Annotated in this window: 20 protein-coding genes and 2 pseudogenes; 18 read left to right on the plus strand and 4 right to left on the minus strand. The window is 70.1% G+C overall.

Annotated elements, in window-relative coordinates; genetic code table 11:
• The 3 genes and pseudogenes from KBC94_RS22335 to KBC94_RS28895 all read left to right on the plus strand — a co-directional run.
• Positions 1-132, plus strand: a pseudogene (locus KBC94_RS22335) (integrase core domain-containing protein); the annotation flags it as partial.
• Positions 133-248: 116 nt separating this feature from the next.
• Entirely contained in the window at positions 249-1013 is a 765-nt protein-coding gene (locus KBC94_RS22340) for a hypothetical protein (RefSeq protein ID WP_294375350.1), read from the plus strand.
• 401 nt (positions 1014-1414) lie between these two features.
• Positions 1415-1933, plus strand: a pseudogene (locus KBC94_RS28895) (YcaO-like family protein); the annotation flags it as partial.
• Positions 1934-2048: 115 nt separating this feature from the next.
• Here the strand turns inward: KBC94_RS28895 and KBC94_RS22345 are convergent.
• Positions 2049-3044 (minus strand): tripartite tricarboxylate transporter substrate binding protein, encoded by a 996-nt coding sequence (locus KBC94_RS22345; RefSeq protein ID WP_294375353.1) that lies wholly within the window; start codon positions 3042-3044, stop codon positions 2049-2051.
• Between the two features lie 42 nt (positions 3045-3086).
• Positions 3087-4232 carry a M20 aminoacylase family protein gene (locus KBC94_RS22350; RefSeq protein ID WP_294375748.1) on the minus strand — a complete coding sequence of 382 codons (1146 nt, stop codon included), beginning with the start codon at positions 4230-4232 and terminating at the stop codon, positions 3087-3089.
• Positions 4233-4411: 179 nt separating this feature from the next.
• On the opposite strand from KBC94_RS22350, the gene KBC94_RS22355 reads away from it, so the two are divergent.
• The 14 genes from KBC94_RS22355 to KBC94_RS22420 all read left to right on the plus strand — a co-directional run bounded on the left by KBC94_RS22355 (position 4412) and on the right by KBC94_RS22420 (position 19576).
• Positions 4412-5404, plus strand: a complete 993-nt coding sequence (locus KBC94_RS22355; RefSeq protein ID WP_294375356.1) for a LysR family transcriptional regulator — start codon at positions 4412-4414, stop codon at positions 5402-5404.
• A gap of 271 nt (positions 5405-5675) precedes the next feature.
• On the plus strand, positions 5676-6455 hold the full coding sequence (locus tag KBC94_RS22360; protein ID WP_294375359.1) for a GntR family transcriptional regulator: 780 nt from the start codon (positions 5676-5678) through the stop codon (positions 6453-6455).
• Positions 6456-6479: 24 nt separating this feature from the next.
• Complete coding sequence (locus KBC94_RS22365) at positions 6480-7694, plus strand: ABC transporter substrate-binding protein (protein WP_294375362.1); 1215 nt, start codon at positions 6480-6482, stop codon at positions 7692-7694.
• Positions 7695-7718: 24 nt separating this feature from the next.
• Positions 7719-8591 carry a branched-chain amino acid ABC transporter permease gene (locus tag KBC94_RS22370; RefSeq protein ID WP_294375365.1) on the plus strand — a complete coding sequence of 291 codons (873 nt, stop codon included), beginning with the start codon at positions 7719-7721 and terminating at the stop codon, positions 8589-8591.
• Positions 8588-9550, plus strand: a complete 963-nt coding sequence (locus KBC94_RS22375; RefSeq protein ID WP_294375368.1) for a branched-chain amino acid ABC transporter permease — start codon at positions 8588-8590, stop codon at positions 9548-9550. The genes KBC94_RS22370 and KBC94_RS22375 overlap by 4 nt, the downstream gene beginning before the upstream one ends.
• Entirely contained in the window at positions 9543-10313 is a 771-nt protein-coding gene (locus KBC94_RS22380) for an ABC transporter ATP-binding protein (RefSeq protein ID WP_294375373.1), read from the plus strand. The genes KBC94_RS22375 and KBC94_RS22380 overlap by 8 nt, the downstream gene beginning before the upstream one ends.
• Positions 10310-11074 (plus strand): ABC transporter ATP-binding protein, encoded by a 765-nt coding sequence (locus KBC94_RS22385; RefSeq protein ID WP_294375375.1) that lies wholly within the window; start codon positions 10310-10312, stop codon positions 11072-11074. The genes KBC94_RS22380 and KBC94_RS22385 overlap by 4 nt, the downstream gene beginning before the upstream one ends.
• Before the next feature lies 1 nt (position 11075).
• Entirely contained in the window at positions 11076-12395 is a 1320-nt protein-coding gene (locus tag KBC94_RS22390) for a 3-isopropylmalate dehydratase large subunit (RefSeq protein WP_294375377.1), read from the plus strand.
• The gene (locus KBC94_RS22395; RefSeq protein WP_294375380.1) at positions 12392-12925 is read left to right on the plus strand and encodes a 3-isopropylmalate dehydratase; all 534 of its coding nucleotides are present in this window, start codon (positions 12392-12394) and stop codon (positions 12923-12925) included. Before KBC94_RS22390 ends, KBC94_RS22395 begins: the two co-directional genes overlap by 4 nt.
• On the plus strand, positions 12918-14603 hold the full coding sequence (locus KBC94_RS22400) for a hydantoinase B/oxoprolinase family protein (protein WP_294375383.1): 1686 nt from the start codon (positions 12918-12920) through the stop codon (positions 14601-14603). Before KBC94_RS22395 ends, KBC94_RS22400 begins: the two co-directional genes overlap by 8 nt.
• Entirely contained in the window at positions 14600-16645 is a 2046-nt protein-coding gene (locus KBC94_RS22405; RefSeq protein WP_294375386.1) for a hydantoinase/oxoprolinase family protein, read from the plus strand. Before KBC94_RS22400 ends, KBC94_RS22405 begins: the two co-directional genes overlap by 4 nt.
• Positions 16642-17232 (plus strand): cysteine hydrolase, encoded by a 591-nt coding sequence (locus tag KBC94_RS22410; RefSeq protein ID WP_114802766.1) that lies wholly within the window; start codon positions 16642-16644, stop codon positions 17230-17232. The genes KBC94_RS22405 and KBC94_RS22410 overlap by 4 nt, the downstream gene beginning before the upstream one ends.
• Positions 17229-18662: an FAD-dependent oxidoreductase gene (locus tag KBC94_RS22415; RefSeq protein WP_294375389.1), complete on the plus strand. Its 1434-nt coding sequence runs from the start codon at positions 17229-17231 to the stop codon at positions 18660-18662. Before KBC94_RS22410 ends, KBC94_RS22415 begins: the two co-directional genes overlap by 4 nt.
• Entirely contained in the window at positions 18659-19576 is a 918-nt protein-coding gene (locus KBC94_RS22420) for an isocitrate lyase/PEP mutase family protein (RefSeq protein WP_294375391.1), read from the plus strand. Before KBC94_RS22415 ends, KBC94_RS22420 begins: the two co-directional genes overlap by 4 nt.
• 51 nt (positions 19577-19627) lie before the next feature.
• Here KBC94_RS22420 and KBC94_RS22425 read toward each other — a convergent pair whose 3' ends face one another.
• Complete coding sequence (locus KBC94_RS22425) at positions 19628-20455, minus strand: 2,3-dihydroxyphenylpropionate 1,2-dioxygenase (RefSeq protein WP_294375393.1); 828 nt, start codon at positions 20453-20455, stop codon at positions 19628-19630.
• Positions 20448-20756 carry a subunit of meta cleavage enzyme gene (locus KBC94_RS22430; protein WP_294375396.1) on the minus strand — a complete coding sequence of 103 codons (309 nt, stop codon included), beginning with the start codon at positions 20754-20756 and terminating at the stop codon, positions 20448-20450. The genes KBC94_RS22425 and KBC94_RS22430 overlap by 8 nt, the downstream gene beginning before the upstream one ends.
• A 389-nt stretch (positions 20757-21145) precedes the next feature.
• Here KBC94_RS22430 and KBC94_RS22435 point away from each other — a divergent pair, with 389 nt between their 5' ends.
• Positions 21146-22270, plus strand: coding sequence for an FAD-dependent monooxygenase (locus KBC94_RS22435; RefSeq protein WP_294375398.1), 1125 nt, complete (start codon positions 21146-21148; stop codon positions 22268-22270).
• The last annotated feature ends 71 nt before the right edge of the window (positions 22271-22341 follow it).

The raw sequence follows: 22341 nt of genomic DNA on the forward strand, positions 1-22341 counted from the left end.
AGTGCCGAGCGCACCGCTTGGTTGCCCGCTTTCCTGCGCTACTACAACTGCGAGCGCCCGCACTGCGCTCTGGGGCACAAGCCCCCAGCCTCCCGCCTTTGTGGGAACAACCTATTGCAACTCGACACCTAGTATCCGAGCGACGTCCAAGGCTACTAAACAAAGGAGAGAGCAATCGGATATGCGGCTAGCCGCAGGTCTATTCGCCGGTGGCTTTCTACAACAGCAGATCTATAGAGGAATCAGCCATGGGCATCATTCAAAACTCTGGCGCTGTACATGTGAACGGCAATGTGTCCGCGGTGCTTGATCGGGAGTCGCAGCAGGATGATCCTGAAGGGTGGTCGATTACCACCCGGCCCTATCGGCCAGCACTGGAAACTGGGGCTATCCCACCCGAATTTCTTTGCAACACTGGGGAAAACACCTGTTATCTGGCCGGCAATCGCGTTCGGATGGCGGACGGGTCACAAAAGGCCGTCGAGCGCATCAAGATCGGTGATCTTGTGCTGACGATGCAAGGTCCCGACCGGGTCCGGGCCCTGGAGCAGCCCAAACTTGGATTGTCCCGAAAAGTCATCGAACTGCGCGGCCTTGGCGATGACTGCCTCGTGATCTCAGACGAGCATCCTCTTTGGGTGCGTCGTCTGGACGCAGATGGAAAGAGCGACGACACATGGGGAACATACAACCTCAACCACCTCATGTACGAGATGCGTAACTCCATCGAGCCGCGGCTACCGTCGCTGCCCGTGCCCTTGCAAATCGACATTCCAGAGCAACTGGCCCACGAGACCGGTTGGGTGCATGCGCAGCCGATCTACCATCACTTGGCACCATCGACGCAGTTGTACAACATCGCTACAGAGAAAGGCTGCGCGGTCTTTGTTGAAGGCTTCGCAGCGTTCAGTCACTGCCTTGGCTCCCTTACCCCCGCCAATGGCTGGCAGGGGTTAAGTGGTCGCCCCGCCGCGCAAGACCTGTTGAGAAAGCTTGAGCTTCACTCCGCCTGATGCTCATGACGTCCGCGCGCGGAACTTCACCACTTCTGCGCTTGGGAAAGATCCTCAAGCATGGTTCACGCTGCTTGATTGTGGAGAAGGCGGATGGAAAAGCAGAGATTCAAGCGCCGGCTAGGGTGTTGAACGCACTGATTCACGTGGGCGACGGCTCCCGCTCACGCTCCGAAATTGAAGCAGAGTTGGTTGCACGGACTGCTTGGCCATTTGTGTCTGGGTTTCTGGATGGCCTGCTTCTTCAAGGGGCGATGACGACGGATGGCCCGGCCGCAGTGCAGCCGCGGCGAGCGGCCATCCAATTGACGTCGCTTGACCCACAACTGCCAGCAGCAGTCACCGACCTTGGCTTCAAGTCCTTTCAAGCGACGGTCATGGGCTCCGCCGCACCTCTGGCAATGGGGTTCGGCCGGTCAGCAGAGGCGCAAATGGCCATGGATATCGCACGCTCCGAGGCATGCGAAAGGTACGCGTACCGCCATCCTCCGCGAGCGATCCGCGTTTGTAAATCCTCGGAATTGCCGCGCCACATGAGTCCTCTGACGCTGATTCAGTACGCGCCGGAACAGTACAGGAATCCAGCACTGGCCCTGAAGCCGTATTCAAGTAGCGATCAACATCCCTGGTTGAAGGCAACTCAGCTTCAGGACGATCAGCCCACGTGGTGTCATGCTCAACTGGTCTACGACGTGCGCTCCTCCCATGGGGAAGCGCCAGATTGCGCGCTCATGTGGCCGACCACCTCTGGTTGTGCAAGCGACGTAAACGTGCACCTCGCCATTGAGAGGGCGGGGTTGGAGGTCGTCGAGCGCGACGCCCTGGCAAGACATTGGCTCGCGCAGAAGCCATCGCATTCCATCCTGCGGAAGACGCTGCCACCCATCGTCCGCGAGTTGCTGCGACACGCCGAAGGGCAGTCGCTGGAGGTGGATGGCCGGATCGGCCTTGACGCAACAGAGGGGCTGTTCGGCAAGCCCCTCGAAAGCCTCGGTGCGCTGGGGCGGAGCCGACGACTCCGCCCTGGCACTGCGCTCATTCGCGCACGTTCGCGAACTTCACCAACTCGGCGTACTTGGCCGTGTCCTCCTGCATCAGCCGCGCCAGGTCTTCCTTGCCCGTGGCGGGGATCGAGCCGCCGTCCTCCAGGCGCCGGCGCATGCCGGGGTCGGTCAGGCCGGCCTGCAGCGCCTCGCGCAGCTTCTGCGCGAGCGGGGCCGGAAAGTGCTTCGGGCCGGCCAGCGCAAACCAGCCATTGAGTTCATAGCCCTTGAGCAGCGGGTGCTCGCCCAGCGCCGGCACCTGCGGCAGCGTCGGAAAGCGCTGGGCCGAGGTGATGCCCAGGGGAACGAGCCGGCCGCTGGCGATGAAGGGCGCCGCCGCCGTGGGCGAGAGCATGGCGAAGTCCAGCGCGCCGCCCACCAGGTCGGTGGTGAGCGGCCCGGTGCCGCGGTACGGGATGTGCGTCATGAAGATGCCTGCGCGCTGCTTGAGCAGCTCGCCTGCGAAGTGCAGCGTGGAGCCGACGCCCGAGCTGCCATAGCTGTACTTGCCCGGGCTGCGCTTGACCAGGGCGATCAGCTGGTCGATGTTCTTCACGCCGGTGTGCGGCGCCGCGACGAAGAGCACTGGGGCCGTGGCGATCAGCGCGATGGGCGAGAGGTCGGTCAGCGGGCTGTAGCGCTGCGACGGGTTGACCAGCGCCGTCGCCGCCATCTCGTTGCTCGATCCGGCCAGCAGCGTGTAGCCGTCCGGGCGGCTGGCGGCCACGCGCTGGGCGGCCAGCACGCCGGCGGCGCCCGGCAGGTTGTCGATCACCACCGAGCCGCCGAGCCGGGCCGACAGGATGTCCGCCGCCACGCGGGCCGCCATGTCGACCGAGCCGCCCGGCGCGTAGCCCACCACCATGCGGATCGGCCGGGTCGGATAGGCGTCCTGGGCGAGGGCGAGCGATGCGGCCGGGCAGAGCGCGGCGCCGCCCAGGGCGCCCAGCAGGCGCCGGCGGGTGACGGAAGAAGGGGGGGAGGTCATGGCAGTGCGAAGCGGAAGAGAAAAAGGGGCGGTGCGGCCGCGTCAGCGTTGCGGCGCCAGGAAGCGGCGCACCAGCTCCACCCAGTAGCTGGCAGCGATGGGCAGGATGGCGTCGTTGAAGTCGTAGCCTGGGTTGTGGACCATGCAGCCGCCGGTGTGGTGGTGCTCGCCCACGCCGTTGCCGACGATGAGGTAGCTGCCCGGGCAGTGCTCGAGCATGAAGGAGAAGTCCTCGCTGCCGGTCAGCGGCGCCAGGTCGTGCAGCAGGCCGTCCTCGCCCAGCCAGTCCGCCGCGACCTGCCGGGCGAAGCGCGTGGAGGCCACGTCGTTGACCAGCGCGGGGTAGCGCCAGTGGTAGTCCACCTCGGCCTGCACGCCCAGCGTGGCGGCCTGCGACTGCACCAGCGCGGTGATGCGCTCGCGCAGCATGGCGCGGATCTCGGGCCGGTAGGCGCGCACCGTCAGGCGCATCGTGACGGTGCCGGGAATGACGTTGGGCGCATCGCCGCCGTGGATGGCGCCGACCGACACCACGGCCATCTCGCGCGGATCCACGTTGCGCGACACGATGGTCTGCAGCGCCACGACGATGTGCGCGGCGGCCACCACCGGGTCGGTCGCCAGGTGCGGTGCCGAGCCATGGCCACCGCGGCCGCTCACGGTCACATGTACCGTGTCCGACGAGGCCATGAACGGCCCTTCCCTGAAGCCCAGCTTGCCGGCCGGAAAGCCGGGCATGTTGTGCAGGGCGAAGATGGCGTCGCAGGGAAAGCGCTCGAACAGTCCTTCCTCCACCATCCGGCGGCCGCCGCCCAGGCCTTCCTCGGCAGGCTGGAAGACCAGGTGCAGCGTGCCGTCGAAGTCGGCCTGCTGCGCGATGACGCGCGCTGCAGCCAGCAGGATGCTGGTGTGGCCGTCATGGCCGCATGCGTGCATCTTGCCGGCCACCTGACTCGCATAGGGCAGGCCGGTGGTCTCCTGGATCGGCAGCGCATCCATGTCGGCGCGCAGGCCCAGGCGGCGCGTGCCCTGGCCCTTGCGCAGCGTGCCCACCACGCCGGTGCCGGCCAGGCCGCGGTGCACCTCGTAGCCCCAGGCCGCCAGACGCTCGGCCACCAGATCGCTGGTGGCATGTTCCTCGTAGGCCAGCTCCGGGTGGGCATGGATGCGCTGGCGCAGCGCCACCATCTCCGGTGCGATGTCGCGCACTTCGGGGGGCACATGGTCCAGGGCAGCGGCGGTCTCGATTTCGAATGGCATGGGGTCGTCCTTTGCGGAGCCAGTCTAGGAGTGCCTTTGCCGCATCGACAGACAGGCATTGCCCGTCACTGCGTGGCGGCGCCTGTCGCTTCGCATAATCGCGGCCCATGAAGCTGCATCAGCTGCGCTACCTCGTCGCAGTCGCCTCCGAGGGCGGCATCCGCGCCGCCGCCCGGTCGCTCGGCGTGACGCAGGCGACCGTCACCCAGGGCCTGCGCGAACTCGAGGCGCATGCGCAGGTGGCGCTGATCGCGCGCCGCGGCAGCCACGTCGCCCTCACGCCCGCCGGCCAGGCGCTGCTCGCGCATGCGCAGCGCATGCTGTCCGAGATGCGTCAGGCCGAAGGCATGCTGGCCCGCCATCGCGACACGGGCGCGCCGCAGCGGCTGGCGCTGGCCATCACGCCCTGGGTGGCGCAGACCCTGCTGCCGCGGGTGCTGCCCGCCTTCCGGCAGGAGCTGCCCCATGTGCAGCTGGAGATGTTCGATGGCCTGTCGGCACTGGGCTACCCGCGCCTGCGCGAAGGCAGCCTCGACCTGTTGATCGGCCGCCTCGGCCCCACCGAGTCGATGCAGGGCCTGCATGCGCAGCCCATGTTCCGCTACGAGATGACGGTGGTGGCGCGTCGCGGCCATCCACGCGCCGCGGCCCGTTCGATGGCCGAACTGCTGGACGAGGACTGGGTGCTGAACTTCACCGCCGGCGAGCGTGTGAACCTGCTGGACAACCTGTTCGTGCAGCACGGCCTGGCGCCGCCCGTGCACCGCATCCAGCTGGCGCATTCGGCCTCGCTGATGCTGGGCCTGGTGCGCAAGACCGACATGCTGACCTTCTGCCCATGGCCCCTGGTGGAGGGCGATGCGCTGCGCGATGAGGTCGTCGCGCTGCCGCTGCGCGAGCGCTTCCACAGCCATGTGGTGGGGCTGGTGCGCCGCTCGCACGAAGGTCTTTCGCATGCCGCGGGCCGCTTCGTCGCCCACTTCCAGGGGCAGTTGGCGGGCTGGATGTCCTCGGACGAACCCGAACTGCGCCGGGTGCTGCACTCGGTGGAGTTCGTGGGCGAGTGGCCCGCCGACGGCCCGGCGCCCGGGCGCGACTGAGCGACCAAGCCGCAGCCCCGTGGCCGCGGTCGCGCCCCAGGCGTGTGCGCGGCGCCCTGCCTTGGGGGAGCCCCGTGGGTCGCCCTGCGGCTCACGCCGGCTTTGGCGCACCGCCGTGCACCGAAGCACGGGGGGCATGCGGGCATGACTCCTGCATACCCCTCCAGTCTGGCGAACCGGTATCGCATCGCCGTCCCTGCAAGATTCGCGAAGTTCCGCCTTCAAATGTCTTATTGACAGAACAATAAAACGGCTCCTACGATCATTTCCCATGTCCTCGGCGCTGCCGCTTCCCAAGTACCACCGCATCTACCTCGTGCTCCGGCAGCAGCTAGAGGAGGGCGCCTTCGAAGCGGGGCTGCCGGGCGAACATGCCTTGATGGAGCAGTTCGAGGTCTCCCGCGTCACGGTGCGCAAGGCGCTGGAGCGCCTGTCCGGCGAGGGCCTCATCAAGCGCGAGCCCGGCCGCGGCACGCGGCCCACGACGGCCAATGCCTCCGTCGCCGCGCCTGACCGCACGCCGCTCACCGGCCTGCTCGAGAACCTCGTCACCATGGGCCTGAAGACCTCGGTGAAGGTGCTCGATGTGGCGGGCATCACCGCCTCCGAGGCGGTGGCGCAGGCGCTGGCCATCCCGGTCGGGGCCGAGGTGCAGAAGGCGGTGCGCGTGCGCAGCACGCGCGAGGGGCCGCTGTCGCTCATCACCACCTATGTGCCCCAGGCGCTGGCGCAGGGCTTCGGCCGCCGCGAGCTGGCGCGCAAGCCCATCCTGCTGCTGCTGGAGGAGTCGGGCGTGCGCGTGGGCCGGGCGCACCAGAGCATCTCGGCCCGGCTGGCCGACGCCCACACGGCCGAGCACCTCGACGTGTCGGTCGGCACGGCGCTGCTGGCCGTGCGCCGCCTCATCTACGACGTGGACGACCGGCCTGTGCAATGGCTGCACGGCCTGTACCGGCCCGACCGCTACGAGTACCAGATGGAGCTGTCCCGCGTTGGCGACATCGACGCCAAGGTGTGGGTCAGCAAGGACGCTTCCGCCCGCTTTTCCTGACATCGACCCACGAAGGAGTTCGCCGTGACCCAGCCCACCCGCAACCGTCGCCAGTTCATCGCCCAGTCGGCCGCCGCCGCGTCCGCGCTCGCCTTGCCGACCATCGGCGGTGCCCAGCCGCGCAGCATCAAGGTCGGCGTGCTGCACCCGGTCACCGGGGCGCTCGCCTATTCGGGCCAGCAGTGCCGGGCTGGCGCGCTCATGGCCATCGAGGACATCAACAAGGCCGGTGGCATCAAGTCGCTCGGCGGTGCGCGCCTCGAAGCCCTGCTGGGCGATGCCCAGTCGCAGCCGCAGGCCGGCGCGGCCGAGGTCGAGAAGATGAACGAGGCCGGCGTGTCCGCCGTGGTCGGCGCCTTCGCCTCGGCCATCTGCCTGGCCACCACGCAGGCCGCCGCCAAGTACAACCTGCCGCACATCGTGGACGTGGGCGTGGCCGACCAGATCGTCGAGCGCGGCCTGAAGAACACCTTCCGCTTCGGCCCCGGCTACAAGGCCGTGACCGATCTGGCCATGTCCAACCTGCACGTGCTCAACAGCGTGGCGGGCAAGCCGGCCAAGACCGTGATGATCATCCACGAGGAGTCGCTCTTCGGCACCGGCACGGCCAACCTGCTGTCGCGCGAACTGCCGGGCTATGGCTTCGAGGTGAAGGAAGTCATCAAGCACGCCAACCCCACGCGCGACTTCAACAACATCGTGCTGCGCATCAAGTCCGTCAACCCGGACATCGTGATCCCGGCCAACTACTACAACGAATACGCACTGCTGGTGCGCACCATGCAGCAGCAGCGCGTGGTGCCCAAGGCCATCTACTCGGTGCTGGGCGGCGCGGCGTCGAGCTACAAGTTTGTGCAGGAGTTCCCCGATGCCTCGCACGGCATCATCGACTGCAACCACTGGTTCAACCCCAAGGACGCACGCGCCCAGGCGCTCAAGAAGCGGGCCGAGGCCCAGAAGCTGTACTTCAGCTATGAGCTGTTCATGACCTACACCAGCATGATGCTGCTGGCCGATGCGCTGGAGCGGGCCAAGTCCAGCGAGCGCGCGGCGCTGATCGACGCGCTGGAGAAGAGCACCTTCTCCGACCACTTCATGCCCTACGGCCCGACCAAGTTCGTCAATGGCCAGAACCAGGGCGGCCGCCCGCTGATGACGCAGGTCATCGACAAGGACATCAAGGTCATCATCCCGCGCGAATACCGCGAGGCCGAGCCCCTGTTCCCGCTCAAGGCCTGAACGGCACCACCAGGCTCCTTTTCCATGTTCGATCTGTCGATCGTGGTGCCGTCCGTGCTGAACGGACTCACCACCGGGGCGGTCTACGCCCTCATCGCCCTGGGGCTCACGCTGATCTACGGCGTGCTGCACATCATCAACTTCGCGCACGGCGCCTCGCTGATGCTGGCGCTCTATGCCGTCTACTGGCTGCGCGCGCAGTTCGGCATCGACCCCTACCTGGCGCTGCCGCTGGTGGTGGCGGGCATGTTCGCGCTGGGCTACGTGCTGCAGCGCGGCATCATCAACCGCGCCAGCCACGGCAAGGACGAGAACATCCTGCTGGTCACGCTGGGCCTGTCGATCGTGATGGAGAACCTGGCGCTGCTGTTCTTCCGCTCCGACACGCGCACCATCGACACGCCCTACACGCTGACGACGCTGCAGATCGGCCCGGCCTTCATCGCGCTGCCCAAGCTCATCGCCTTCGGCGGTGCGCTGGCCGGGGCGGCCGTGCTGCTGTGGATCGTCAAGGCCACCGACCTGGGCCGCGCGATCCGCGCCGTGGCCAAGGAGAAGCAGGGCGCGCGCCTGATGGGCATCGACGTCGACCATGTCTACGCCATGAGCTTCGGCATCGGCCTGGCCTGCCTGGGCGCGGCCGCCTGCTTCCTGCTGCCGGCCTACTACGTCAACCCGCAGGTGGGCGGCGGCTTCGTGCTGGTGGCCTTCACCATCGTGGTGCTGGGCGGCATGGGCAGCTTCGCAGGCGCGCTGGTGGGCGGGCTGCTGATCGGCGTGGTCGAGTCGCTGGGCGGCCTCTTCCTGGGCGAGTCGCTGGGGCAGATCGGCATCTTCCTCATCTTCATCGCGGTGCTGCTGTTCCGTCCCCAGGGCCTCTTCGGAAGCAAGGCATGAAATCGGTTCTTCTCATCGTGGTGTTCGCCCTCGTGGTGGGCGCCATTCCGCTCGTCACCACCTCGGGGGTCTGGCTCAACTTCGTCATGATGGCGCTCTACGCGGCGCTGCTGGCGCAGGCCTGGAACATCCTGGGCGGCTTCGGCGGGCAGTTCTCCTTCGGGCATGCGCTGTTCTTCGGCTTCGGCGCCTATGTGCAGGCCATCGCGCAGCTGCAGTGGGGCCTCAACCCCTGGGTGGCGCTGGTGGCGGCGGCTGGCGTCGCGGCGCTGGTCGGCTTGATCGTGGGGGCGCTGAGCTTCCGCTACGGCCTCAAGGGCTCGTACTTCGCGCTGGTCACGCTGGCCTTCGCGGAGGTGTGCCGCATCCTGGCGCTGTCGCTGCCCTTCACCGGGGCCGGCGTCGGCCTGATGGTGCCGCTGCGCGAGTCGGTGGCCAACCTGCAGTTCGGCTCGCGGGTGGGATACCTGTACGTGATCCTCGCCATGGTGGTGGCGGCCCTGCTGGTCAGTGCCTGGCTGCGCCACTCGCGCTTCGGCGCCTACCTCCAGGCGGTGCGCGACAACGAGGACGCGGCCCGCGCGGCCGGCGTCGATCCGCTGCGCGTCAAGCTCGGCGCCATCGTGCTGTCGGGCGGCTTCATGGGCCTGGCCGGTGCCTTCTATGTGCAGGTGTTCCAGTACATCGACCCGGGCATCGCCTTCGGCTCCACCGCCTCCGTGGAGGCGCTGGTGGCGGCCATCGTGGGCGGCATGGGCACCGTGTGGGGCCCGCTGCTGGGCGCCTTCGCGCTGCATGTGCTGGCCGACCTGACGCGCAACCTGTTCGGCGAGCTGCCGGGCATCAACATGGTCATCTATGGCTGCGTGCTGGTGCTGATCGTGATGTTCCTGCCGCGCGGCATCGCCGGCGTGGGGCAGAACGTGCGCCGGCTCTGGAAGGGAGGCCGCGGTGGCTGAGTACCTGCTCGAAGTCGAAGGCGTCTCCAAGACCTTCGGTGGCCTGCGCGCCGTGCGCGAGGTGTCGCTGGCGGTGCCGGCGGGCTCGCTCACCGCGCTGATCGGCCCCAACGGCGCCGGCAAGACCACGCTGTTCTCGCTGATGTCGGGCTTCCAGCGCCCGGACACCGGCCGCGTGCGCCTGGGCGGGCGCGACATCACCGGCCAGGCGCCGCACCTCAATGCCCGCATGGGCATGGGCCGCACCTTCCAGATCGTGCAGCCCTTCGCCGCGCAGACCGTGCGCGAGAACATCGCCGTCGGCGCCCACCTGCACCATGCCAGCCGGCGCGAGGCCCTGGCCAGCGCCACGGCCGTGGCCGAACGCGTCGGCCTGGGGCCGCAGCTGGACAAGCCGGCCTCCGACCTCACCGTGGCCGGCCGCAAGCGGCTGGAGCTGGCGCGGGCCCTGGCCACCCGGCCGCGGCTGCTGCTGCTCGACGAGGTGCTGGCCGGCCTCAATCCGCAGGAGATCGCCGAGATGCTGCCCGTGGTGCGCGCCATCCGCGAGGAGGGCGTCACCGTCCTCATGATCGAGCATGTGATGCAGGCCGTGATGAACCTGGCCGAGCATGTGTGGGTGCTGGCCCAGGGCGAGCTGATCGCCGAAGGGCCGCCGCAGGTCGTCACCCGCGACCCCAAGGTGGTCGAGGCCTACCTGGGCCACGGCACGGCCGCCCGGCTGCAGCGGGGCATGACGGCGCAGGCGGAGGTGCAGGCATGAGTGCACAAGCGATCGATACGCAGGTCGTGCGCGACGCGAGCACGACCGCCGCGGAGACCCTGCTCGACGTGCGCGGCCTGCGCGGCGGCTATGGCCGCATCGAGGTGCTGCGCGGCGTGGACCTGCAGGTCGCGCGCGGCGAGATGGTGGCCCTGCTGGGCAGCAACGGCGCCGGCAAGACCACCTTCAACCACACGCTGTGCGGCCTGGTGAAACCCTGGTCGGGCTCGGTGCGCTTCAACGGCGTGGAGCTGGGCGGCGCGCATTACCGCGAGGTGGTGCGGGCGGGCCTGATCCAGGTGCCCGAGGGCCGCAAGATCTTCCCCAACCTGAGCGTGATGGAGAACCTGGAGCTGGGCTCCTTCACCCGCGGCCGGGCGCGCCGCGCGCAGAACCTGGAGAAGGTGTTCGGCATCTTCCCGCGGCTCAAGGAGCGCACCGCCCAGTTGGCCGGCACCATGAGCGGTGGCGAGCAGCAGATGCTGGCCATCGGCCGCGGCCTGATGGCCGAGCCCGAGTTGCTGATCCTCGACGAGCCCTCGCTCGGCCTGTCGCCGCTGCTGGTGGAGGAGATGTTCGCCCTCATCGGCCGCCTGCGCGGCGAGGGCCTGGCCATCCTGCTCGTGGAGCAGAACGTGGGTCAGGCGCTGGAGATGGCCGATCGCGCCTACGTGATCGAGAACGGCAGCATGCGCTTCTCGGGTCGTCCGGAGGAACTCCTCAACTCCGACGCCCTGCGCCGCGCTTACCTGGGGGTATGACATGAGCACCCCTCAGACCCTGGCGCAGAAGCTCATCGCGCAAGCCGCGGGCGTGCCCACCGTGCGCGAAGGCGAGATCGTCAACTGCCGCGTGGACCTGGCCATGTTCCACGACTCCTCCGGCCCGCGCCGGCTCAAGCCCATGCTGGAGGAGCTGGGCGCGCGCATCTGGGATCCGTCCCGCGTGGTGCTGGTGATGGACCACTTCGTGCCCGAGGCCGACGACGACGCGCGGCGCATCGTGCGCATCGCGCGCGACTGGGCGGCCGAGCAGGGCCTGCCCCATGTGCACGACAGCCAGGGCATCTGCCATGTGGTGCTGCCGCAGAAGGGCCACCTGCGCCCGGGCTTGTTCTGCGTCGGCGGCGATTCGCATTCGCCCACCGGCGGCGCCTTCGGCAGCTACATGTTCGGGATCGGCAGCACCGAGATGCTGGGCGTGGTCGTCACCGGCGAGATCTGGGTGAAGGTGCCACGCACCCTGCGCATGCGCTGGCAGGGCGGCCTGGCCGACGGCGTCTGCGCCAAGGACATGATGCTGCACATGATCGGCCGCCTGGGCATGAACGGCGGCGACTACCAGGCGGTGGAGTACGCGGGCGACACGGTGCGCGGCCTCTCGATGGCCGAGCGCATGACGCTGTCCAACCTGAGCGCCGAGCTGGGCGCCCAGGCCGGCCTGGTGGCGCCCGATGCCACCACCGCCGCCTGGCTGCGCGAGGTCGGCGTGACGGTGAGCGACGAGGAGCTCGCCCGCTGGCAGACCGATGAAGACGCCGTGTGCATCGACCACGATTTCGACGCGAGCGAGCTGGTGCCCATGGTGGCGCTGCCTCACAGCCCGCAGAACGGCCGCACGGTCGACGCGGTGGCTGACGAGCCGGTGCAGCTGGCCTACATCGGCGCTTGCACCGGTGCCAAGCTGGAGGACCTGCAGGCCGCCGCCCGCGTGCTGGCCGGGCGTCGCATCGCCCCCGGCATGCGGCTGCTGGTGGCGCCGGCCAGCGTGCACGACTGGCAGCGGGCCGAGGCCACGGGCGTGGCCCAGGTGCTGCGCGATGCGGGCGCCGAGCTGCTGCCCAGCGCCTGCGGTGCCTGCGCCGGCTACGGCCAGGCCATCCAGGGCGCGACGCGGGTCATCTCCAGCACGGCGCGCAATTTCAAGGGCCGCATGGGCTCGGCGCAGGCCGAGGTGTTCCTGGCCTCGCCCTACACCGTGGCGGCCTCGGCGCTGCGCGGGCGCGTCACCGATCCGCGCGAGCTGCTGGCGGACGGGCGCTCTTCCGCCGTCACTTTTTCATCGCCGAGCGCAAAGCCATGAGCGCATCTCTACTTACCGACGGCGCGGTGCTAGGCCACAGCGTGTGGCGCCTGGGCGCCAATGTCGACACCGACGCGCTGGCCCCCGGCCACGCCATGAAGTTCGGCATGGACGTCATCGCGCGCCACTGCCTCGAATCGATGCGGCCGGAATTCGCCGCCCAGGTGCGTCCTGGCGACGTGGTGGTGGCCGGGCCGGGCTTCGGCATCGGCTCCTCGCGCGAGCAGGCCGCGTCCGTGCTCGTGGCCCTGGGCGTGCGCGCCGTCATCGCGCCCAGCTACAGCGGCCTGTACTTCCGCAATGCCTTCAACGTCGGCCTGCTGCTGCTGACCTGCCCGGACGTTGGCGCGCTGCAGGAAGGCGAGCGCATCGGCCTGGCGGTGGACGACCCCGATCGGCCCCTGGTGCTGGCGGCCGACGGCCAGGTGCTCGCCTGCGAGCCCGTCCCCGCCTTCCTGATGGCGCGGGTGCGCGCCGGCGGCCTGCTCAACGAACTCAAGCAACGCTTCTCCAAGGAATCCCATGTCTGAAGCCACACTCGATCCCGTCACGCTGGCGGTGCTCAAGGGGCGACTCGAGCAGATCGCCGACGAGATGGACGCGACGCTCTACCGCAGCGCGTTCAATCCCATCATTGCCGAGGCGCACGACGCCTGCCACGGCCTGTACGACGCCCAGAGTGGCGACACGCTGGTGCAGGGCAAATCGGGCCTGCCGGTGTTCGTGGGCGCCATGGCCTTCGCGGTGCGCGCCGCCAAGCGCGCGGCCGAGGCCCTGGGCGGCATGCGCGAGGGCGAGGTCTGGCTGTTCAACGACCCCTACGAGGGCGGCACCCATGCCAACGACTTCAAGCTGGTGCGTCCGGTGTTCCGCGACGGCCGGCTGCTGTGCTTCCTGGCCTCGGCCGCGCACTGGCACGACGTGGGCGGCGCGGTGCCGGGCAACTACAACCCCGCGGCCACCGAATGCTGGCAGGAGGCCGTGCAGATCCCGCCGGTGCGCATCGTGCAGGGCGGCCAGATCAACCCCGACGTGCTGGCCATCCTGCGGGCCAACACCCGGCTGCCCGACAGCCTGTGGGGCGACCTCAACGGCCAGCTGGCCGCGCTGGAGCTGGGCGCGCGCCGCCTGGCCGAGCTGCTCGACGCCTACGGCGATGCCGTGGTGCTGCAGGCCCTGCAGGCGCTGCGCGAGCGCGCCCGCCGGCTGATGCGCGCGCAGATCGCCTCGCTGCCCGACGGCGTCTATCGCTTCTCGGACGTGCTCGACAACGACGGCGTGGTCGACGAACCCCTCACCATCGCGCTGGACATGACGGTGGAGGGCGAGCGACTGGTGCTGGACTTCTCGCGCAGCTCGCCGCAGTGCCAGGGCCCCGTCAACATCTCGCGCGCCACCGCGGTGGCGGCCTGCTACGTGGCGCTCAAGCACCTGTTCCCCGAGGTGCCGGCCAATGCCGGCGTGCTCGATGCGGTGGAGTTCGTCATGCCCGAGGGGCTGGTCATCACGGCGCAGAGGCCACGGCCGGTGGGCGGCTACACCGAGACCATCCTGCGCATGATCGACGTCATCTTCAGCGCCGCGGCCCAGGCCGATCCGCGCCGCGCCGTGGCCCAGGCCTACGGCACCATCAATGCGCTGTCCATCGCCGGCCACCGCAGCGAGGGCGCGCGCAGCGGCCAGCGCTGGGTGATGTTCAGCTTCTTCGGCGGCGGCCACGGCGCCCATGCGGGCGGCGACGGCCTCAACCACGGCAATGCGCCGATCTCCACCGCCACCATCCCGCCGCTGGAGATCCTGGAGGCCGCCTATCCCGTGCGCTTCACCGAATGGGCCCTGCGCCCCGGCTCGGGCGGCGACGGCACGCACCGCGGCGGCCTGGGTGCCGTCTACGAGATCGAACTGCTGGAGCGCCAGGCCCAGGCCTTCGTCTTCGGCGAGCGCGGCAAGTCGGCGCCCAAGGGCATTGCCGGCGGCGGCGATGCGCAGGCCAACCGCTTCAGCTGGCATTCGCAGGGCGCGTGGCACACGCCGCCCATGGTGTCGAAGATGCTGGGCATCACCCTGGAGCGCGGCGACCGCGTGCGGCTCGAAACCCCCGGCGGCGGTGGCTGGGGCCCGCCCGAGGCGCGCAGCGCCGACGAACGCGCGGTGGATGCCCGCCGCGGCTACCTGGCCGACGCGGCCAACCCGGGAGAACAGCAATGAGCGACGCGCGCACCCGTGTCGTCGGCGTGGACGTCGGCGGCACCTTCACCGACCTCTTCGTGCTCGACGAGGCGGCCGGTACCGCCGAGATCGTCAAGGTACCCTCCACCCGCGGCGAGGAATCGGTGGGCTTCATGAACGGCATCGCGCGCGTGGACGACCGCGGCGCGCAGAGCCTGGCCACCATCATCCACGGCACCACCGTGGGCACCAACGCGCTGCTGGAGCGCAAGGTGGCCCGCACCGGACTGATCACCACGCGGGGCTTTCGCGACGTGCTGGAGATGCGCCGGCGCGACCGGCCCCAGACCTGGGGCCTGCGCGGCGGCTTCGAGCCTGTGATCGAGCGCGCCCTGCGCCTGGAGGTGGACGAACGCGTGCTGGCCGACGGCAGCGTGCACACGCCGGTGGACCTGGACCAGGTGCGCAGCGCCGCCCGCCAGCTGCTGGAGCAGGGCTGCGAGGCGGTGTGCGTGTTCTTCATCAACACCTATGCCAACCCCAGCAACGAGCACGCCGCCGCAGCGGCGGTGCGCGCGCTCTGGCCCAACGACCATGTGACGGCCGCGGCCGAGGTGCTGCCCGAGATCCGCGAGTTCGAGCGCGCCTCCACCGCCAGCCTCAATGCCGCGCTGCAGCCCGTGGTGGGCCGCTACCTGGAGCGGCTGGACGGCGACCTGCGCGCGCGCGGCTTCGGCGGCGAGCTGCTGATCGTGCAGAGCAACGGCGGGGTGATGTCGCGCCGCACCGCGGGCGAACTGCCGGTGCGCACGGCGCTCTCCGGCCCGGCCGCGGGCGTCATCGCCTGCGCAGCCATCGCCACGGCCGCGGGGCATCCGGACGTGATCACCGGCGACATCGGCGGCACCTCCTTCGACGTGTCGCTCATCGCGGGCGGGCAGGCGGCCCTGGCCTCGCAGACCAGCATCGACTTCGGCCTGGTGGTGCGCTCGCCCATGATCCAGATCGAGACCATCGGCGCCGGCGGCGGCTCCATCGCCAGCGTGGATGCGGGCGGCATGCTGCAGGTCGGGCCCGAGTCCGCCGGCAGCGTGCCCGGCCCGGCATGCTATGGCCGCGGCAACGAGCGGCCCACCGTGACCGACGCCAACGTGCTGCTGGGCCGCATCGCGGCGCAGCGTCCCCTGGGCGGCGGGCTGCTGGGCGCGCTGGACGTGGAGAAGGCCCGCGAGGCCATCCGCCACCACGTGGCCGAGCCGCTGGGCCTGGACGTGCTGGCCGCGGCCGAGGCCATCCTCACGGTGGCCAATGCCAAGATGGCCGGCGCGATGCGGCTGGTGTCCATCGAGCGCGGCCACGACCCGCGGCGCTTCGCCTACATGCCCTTCGGCGGCGGTGGCGGCCTGCATGTGTGCGCCATGATGCGCGAGGTGGGCGTGGTCACCGGCATCGTGCCGCGCTACCCCGGCGTCACCTCGGCCCTGGGCTGCGTGATGGCCGACATGCGCCACGACGCGGTCCAGACCCTCAACCAGGACCTGGCCGCCATCGACTTCGCCGCGCTGCGCGAACTGCGCGCCGGCTTCGCGTCGCGCTGCCGCGCCCGGCTGGACAGTGCCGGCGTGGCCTTCGAGTCGGTGCGCGAGGAGCTGGTGCTGGACATGCTCTACCAGGGCCAGACGCACACCGTGGCTGTGCCGGTGCGCGCCGATGCGCTCGATGCCGACGCCGCCCGCGCCGCCTTCGAGGCTGCCTACCGCGCCGAGTTCGGCCGCGTGCTCGACGGCATCGGCCTGCGGGTCATGAACCTGCGCTATGCCCTCATCGGCGTGCGGCCCAAGTTCGACCTGTCCGTGCTGGCGCCGCGCGGCGAGGGGCGCACCGAGCCCCTGGGCGAGCAGCCGGTCTACTTCGGCGGCGACTGGGTGCAGGCACGCCGCTACGCGCGGCTGGACCTGCCGGTGGGCGCGCGCATCGCCGGCCCGGCCATCCTCGAACAGGCCGACACCACCGTGTGGCTCGAACCCGGCTTCGAGGCCGTGGTCGACGCCCTGGGCAACCTCATCCTTCGCCAGCCATGAAAACCGCCCTGGTCATCATCGACCTGCAGAACGACTTCCTCGACGCCCGCGGCGCCTATGCCCGCGGCGGCTGTGCCAACCCCGCCGCGCAGGCGCTGCCCGAGCGCGTGCTGCCGCTGGCGCAGGCCGTGCGCGCGGCGGGCGGCCTGGTGGTGGCCAGCCAGTTCACGCTGTGGCCCGGCGTGGGCGGTGCGCCCATGATCTCGCCGCACCTGCTGGCGCTGCGGCCCTTCCTGCGGCAGGGCGACTTCGCGCCCGGCAGCTGGGGCCAGGCCAATGTGGAGCTGCTGCAGCCGGTCATCGACGCCACGGTGCACAAGGTGGCGTACTCCGCCTTCTTCAACACCCAGCTCGACTGGCTGCTGCGCAAGAACGGCATCGAGCGCGTGGCGGTGTGCGGCATCGTCACCAACGGGGGCGTGGCCAGCACCGTGCGCGATGCGCACATGCGCGACTACGACACCTGGGTGGTGGCCGACGGCTGCGCCGCCTTCAAGCCCGAGACCCATGCGACCGCACTGGCCGACATGGCCACCGTGGCCCATGTGGTGGACTGCGCCGACTTCGGCGCGCGGGTGCTGGCATGAGCGGCCCTCCGGCCGCCACGGCCGGGACGGGCACGGCGGCCCGGGTGGTGGTCGAGCCGGGCTTCGAGGCGCCGGTGCAGACCGATGTGCTGATCGTGGGCGCGGGCGCCTGCGGCCTCGTGGCCGCACTGCTGCTCGCCGATCTGGGCGTCGAGGCGGTGGTGCTGGAGCGCGATGCACAGCCCAGCGGCTCGACCAGCCTGTCCTCCGGCTTCATTCCGGCGGCCGGTACACGCACGCAGCAGGCGCTGGGCGTGCAGGACAGTGCCGAGCGCTTCGCCGAAGACATCCAGGCCAAGGCCCACGGCACGGCGGCGTCGGCCCTGGTGGCGGCCTACACGCAGGCCATCGCCCCGGCGCTGGACCATCTCGAATCGCGCCATGGCCTGCAGTGGGAAGTGCTGACGGGCTTTCTCTATCCGGGCCACAGCCGCCATCGCATGCACACGCTGGCCGCCCGCACCGGCGTCGCGCTGGAGCAGGCGCTGGAGGCCGCGGTCGAGGCGGCGGCGGTGCCCATCCTCTGCGAGGCGCAGGCGACCGAGCTGGTGGTCGACGCGGCGCGCCGCGTGCTCGGCGTGCGCGCGCGTCGGCCCGACGGCAGCGTGGAGGCCGTCGGCTGCCGCGCGCTGCTGCTGGCCTGTAATGGCTACGGTGGGGCGCCTGCGCTGGTGCGCCGCTACATCCCCGAGATGGCCGAGGCCACCTTCGGCGGCCACACCGGCAACGACGGCACCGCGCTGCACTGGGGCGAGGCGCTGGGCGCGCACCTCGCGGACATGCGGGCCTACCAGGGTCACGGCTCCTGGGCGGTGCCGCATGGCGTGCTCATGACCTGGGCCCTGATGGTCGAGGGCGGGGTGCAGATCAACCGCGAAGGCCGTCGCTTCCACGACGAGTCGCAGGGCTACTCCGAAGCCGCGCTGCATGTGGTCGCGCAGCCCGGCGGCATCGCCTGGAATGTGTTCGACACGCCGGTGCATGCGCTGGCGCAGGGCTTTCCCGACTTCGTCGACGCCGAGCGCGCCGGTGCCGTCCGGCGGGCCGATTCGCTCGAAGCGCTGGCGGGGCTCATCGGCTGCGATCCGGCGACGCTCGGCGAGACGCTGTCTGCCTGGACGCCGGGCGAGCCCGATGCCTTCGGCCGCCGGCTGCCGCGCCGCCTCGACGCACCCTTCTACGCCGTGAAGGTGACCGGCGCCCTGTTCCATACGCAGGGCGGGCTCGACATCGATGCGCGGACCCGCGTGCTCGATGGCCAGGGGCAACCGCTGCCCAACCTCTGGGCGGCGGGCGGCGCGGCGCGTGGCGTCTCCGGCAACCATGTCAGCGGCTACCTCTCCGGCAACGGCCTGCTCAGCGCGGTGGCGGGCGGCTACATCGCGGCCCATGACATGGCGGCCTTCCTGCGCACATCCACTTCGACATGAACGAGACAGCTTCTTCTTCGTCGCGCCCTGGGCGCAGCGCTTCCGTCCCTGCAGGCGCCGGGCTTGCCGCGCGCCTGGCGCGCCCCGAGCCCCTGCTGTGCCCGGGCGTCTACGACGCCTTCAGCGCCCTGCTGGCCGAGCAGGCCGGCTTCGAGGCGCTGTACCTGTCGGGTGCCTCCGTCGCCTACACCAAGCTGGGCCGCTCCGACATCGGCCTCACCACCTTCACCGAGGTCTGCGACACGCTGGCCCACATCACCGAGCGGGTGCGCACGCCGGTGATCGTGGATGCCGACACCGGCTTCGGCAATGCGCTGAACACGCAGCGCACCGTGGCCGGCCTGGAGCGCGCCGGCGCCGCCATGATCCAGCTGGAGGACCAGGGCTTTCCCAAGCGATGCGGCCACCTGGACGGCAAGACCGTGGTGCCCGTCGCCGAGATGCAGGGCAAGCTGCGCGCGGCGCTGGACGCGCGCCGCAGCGCCGACACGCTGATCCTCGCGCGCACCGATGCCCTGGCCGTGGAGGGCTGGGACGCCGCCATGGAACGGGCCGAGGCCTACCTGGCCTGCGGTGTCGATGCGCTCTTCATCGAGGCCCTGCGCACGCCGGAACAACTGGCCAAGGCCGCACAACAATTCGCCGGCCGCGTGCCGCTGCTGGCCAACATGGTCGAAGGCGGCAAGACGCCGATCACACCCGCGGACGCGCTCGGCCGCCTGGGCTTTCGCATCGTCATCTTTCCCGGCGGCACGGTGCGGGCCCTGGCCCATGCGATGCAGGGCTACTTCACCAGCCTGCGGGCGCACCAGACCACCGAGCCCTGGCGTTCGTCGATGCTGGACTTCGATGGGCTCAATGCCGTGATCGGCACGCCCGACTTGCTCGCGCGGGGTCGGCAGTACGAGGGATGAGGCGCGGCGCGGGCGCGCCGCTCGGCCCGCCCGACGCCGATGCCTCGGCGCTCAGGCCTGCGCCGCCCAGGAGGCCACGGCGATGCCCGTGTACCAGGTCGGCACGGCTTCGTAGAAGTGCGTCCGACAGCCGCGTCCGCCGGCGGCGCCATGGGCCACCAGCCAGTTGCGGATTTCCTCGGCGCCATTGCCGGCCTCGTTCACATGGTCGGTGGCAAAGCGCAGCAGGGCGGCGGTGTCGTCGCCCTCCAGCAAGCTGAGCAACTCGCGGTCGAAGGCTTCGTTGACCATGCCCATGCGCGGCGTGGCCACGTCATGACTGATGCCCCCTGTCGCCAGCACCGCCACCCGCACGTCGGCCGGATAGGAGTCGATGGCCGACCGCAGCATGCGGCCCCACTGGAGGCTGCGCCGCATGGTCGGCAGCGGTGGCTGCACGCAGTTGATCAGCAGCGGCACCAGGCGGACCTGCTGTTCGAGCCCGGCAAGCAGCAGCGGGGTCAGCACGCCGTGGTCCAGCGTGAGTTGCATGGAGAACGAGGGATCGAAGTCGTGCTCCAGGGCCTCGCCCAGCAAATGCGCCCCGAAGGCGGCATCGCCTTGCAACGCCAGCCGGGGTGCCTTCAGCCAATGCTCGGCAGGTGCGGGCCAGCGGCTTCCGGCACCGATGCAGAACGAGGGAAAGTTGTCCAGGAAGAAGTTGTGCAGGTGGTCGTCGGAGACCAGCACCAGCACATCCGGTCGGACGGCGGCGATGGCCTCGCCGAGCGCCTTGAACGCGTCGTACACCCGCTGCCGTGTGGCGTCGTCGACGGCCCCGGGCAGGTTCAGCATCACAGGGGTATGGCTGGCAGCGAAGGCGCCGACGAACTCAGCCATGGGACGCCTCCTCGCGCACCGCACGCAGCGACTGCAGGAAGTCCTGCTCCGGCATGTGCACGCCCAGCGCGTGGGCGCGCAGCAGGTAGGGGTTGGCCCCGGCCAGGTAGAGCGCGCCGATGGCGTTGTCGCGGATCTGCGCCTTGCGCAGGGGCGGGAGGTCGATCGGGTCCATGTATCGGAGGGGGTCTTCCAGATATTGCTGCAGATGGCCTTCCTTGTGGTGGACATCGAACAGCACCCGGTTGATCCAGTAGCTTTCGGGCGTGGGCATGCTGAGCTGCCAGTTGCGTACGGCCATCACGGGCACTCCGGCGTGTCGGCAGGCGTGGAGCGGCGCTGCGGGCGGCCGGCGTCGCCCGGCGCTGCGAGGTGGGTCATGTCCATCGAGTCGTCTCGTCTGCGTGGTGGCCCCGGGCCTGCCCTTGCTGGCCTGCCTCGGGGGGATGCAGGCATGGTAGGAGTGGGCCCCGGCGCAAGCTTGCCTGCGGCTGCGCCCGATCTTGACCGGGTGTGCGGATGCCCGGCCTGCCGCGCAAGGCCGCGCCGTGGACCCGAGCCGGTCTCCCGGTCCCGATTTGCCTGGGCCTGTACTTCTTCTTGACCACGACGGGGCTTGGTTCACCGCGTCGTTGACGCAAGGCCCTGGGCCTCCTTCCAATCGCTGCCATCGCAACAGGAGACAAGCAGATGGGACAGCAACGAAGGGCGCTCATCGTCGGGGGCGGCATCGCCGGCATGGCCTCGGCCATCATGCTCGGACGCATCGGCGTCAGCGTGAAGCTGATCGACCTGGACCCCGGGTGGCGTGTGTACGGCGCCGGCATCACCATCACCGGGCCGACCCTGCGGGCCATGAAGCAGCTGGGCATCTACGAACAGGTTGCCGCGCAGGCCTACGTGGGCCACGGCATCCGCGTCTGCAACGTGGCGGGCGTGCCGATGGACGAGGTGGCCACGCCGATTGCCCCCGAGGCGGGCGTGGCCGGATGCGGCGGGATCATGCGCCCCGTGTTGCACCGCCTGCTGTCCGAGCAGGTCCGGGCGTCGGGTGCCGAGGTCGTGCTGGGCTGCACCGTCAGCGACATGGCTGACCAGGACGGCGGTGCCCTCGTGCGTTGCAGCGATGGATGCGTCGAGCGCTTCGACCTCGTGGTCGGGGCCGACGGGCTGTTCTCGCGGGTGCGCCAGCTGCTGTTTCCGCAGGCCGAGCCGCCGCGGTACATGGGCCAGTACGTGTGGCGCACCGTCGCGCCCCGGCCCCCCGGGCTGGACCAGCGGCACTTCTTCCTGGGCGGTCCGCACAAGGTGGGCCTGACGCCGGTCTCGGCCGACGCCATGTACATGTTCCTGCTGGAGGCCCGCGAGGACCGTCAGAACGTCGCCGACGCCGACCTCGCCCCCACATTGGCGCGGCTGCTGGCCACCTATGGCGGCCCGCTGCGAGACATCCGCGAGAACCTGTCGGATCGCTCGCCCATCATCGTCCGCCCCTTGGAAGCCTTCCGCCTGCCCAGCCCCTGGTCGCGGGGCTGTGTGCAGCTCATCGGCGACGCCGCGCATCCCACCACGCCGCAGCTGGCTTCCGGTGCGGGCCTGGCCATCGAGGATGCGTTGGTGCTGGCCGAGGAACTCGCGGCAACGCAGGACGTCCGGGCCGCCCTGACGCAGTTCATGGCGCGGCGCTATGCCCGCTGCCAGCTGGTCGTCGACAGATCCTTTGCGATTGGCGACAAGGAGCGGGCGGGCGCGCCTGCGCAAGAGCAGACCGCCATCCTGGCGCGCAGCCTGGCCAGCCTGGCCGAGGAAATATGAGTGCCGCAGAGCACCGTCCAGGCCTCTTCGGAGGCGGACCCACGAAGGAGGCAGCGTCGAATTACGCCACC

The sequence above is a fragment of the Pseudacidovorax sp. genome, assembly GCF_017991995.1.
Taxonomy (GTDB): domain Bacteria; phylum Pseudomonadota; class Gammaproteobacteria; order Burkholderiales; family Burkholderiaceae_C; genus Xenophilus.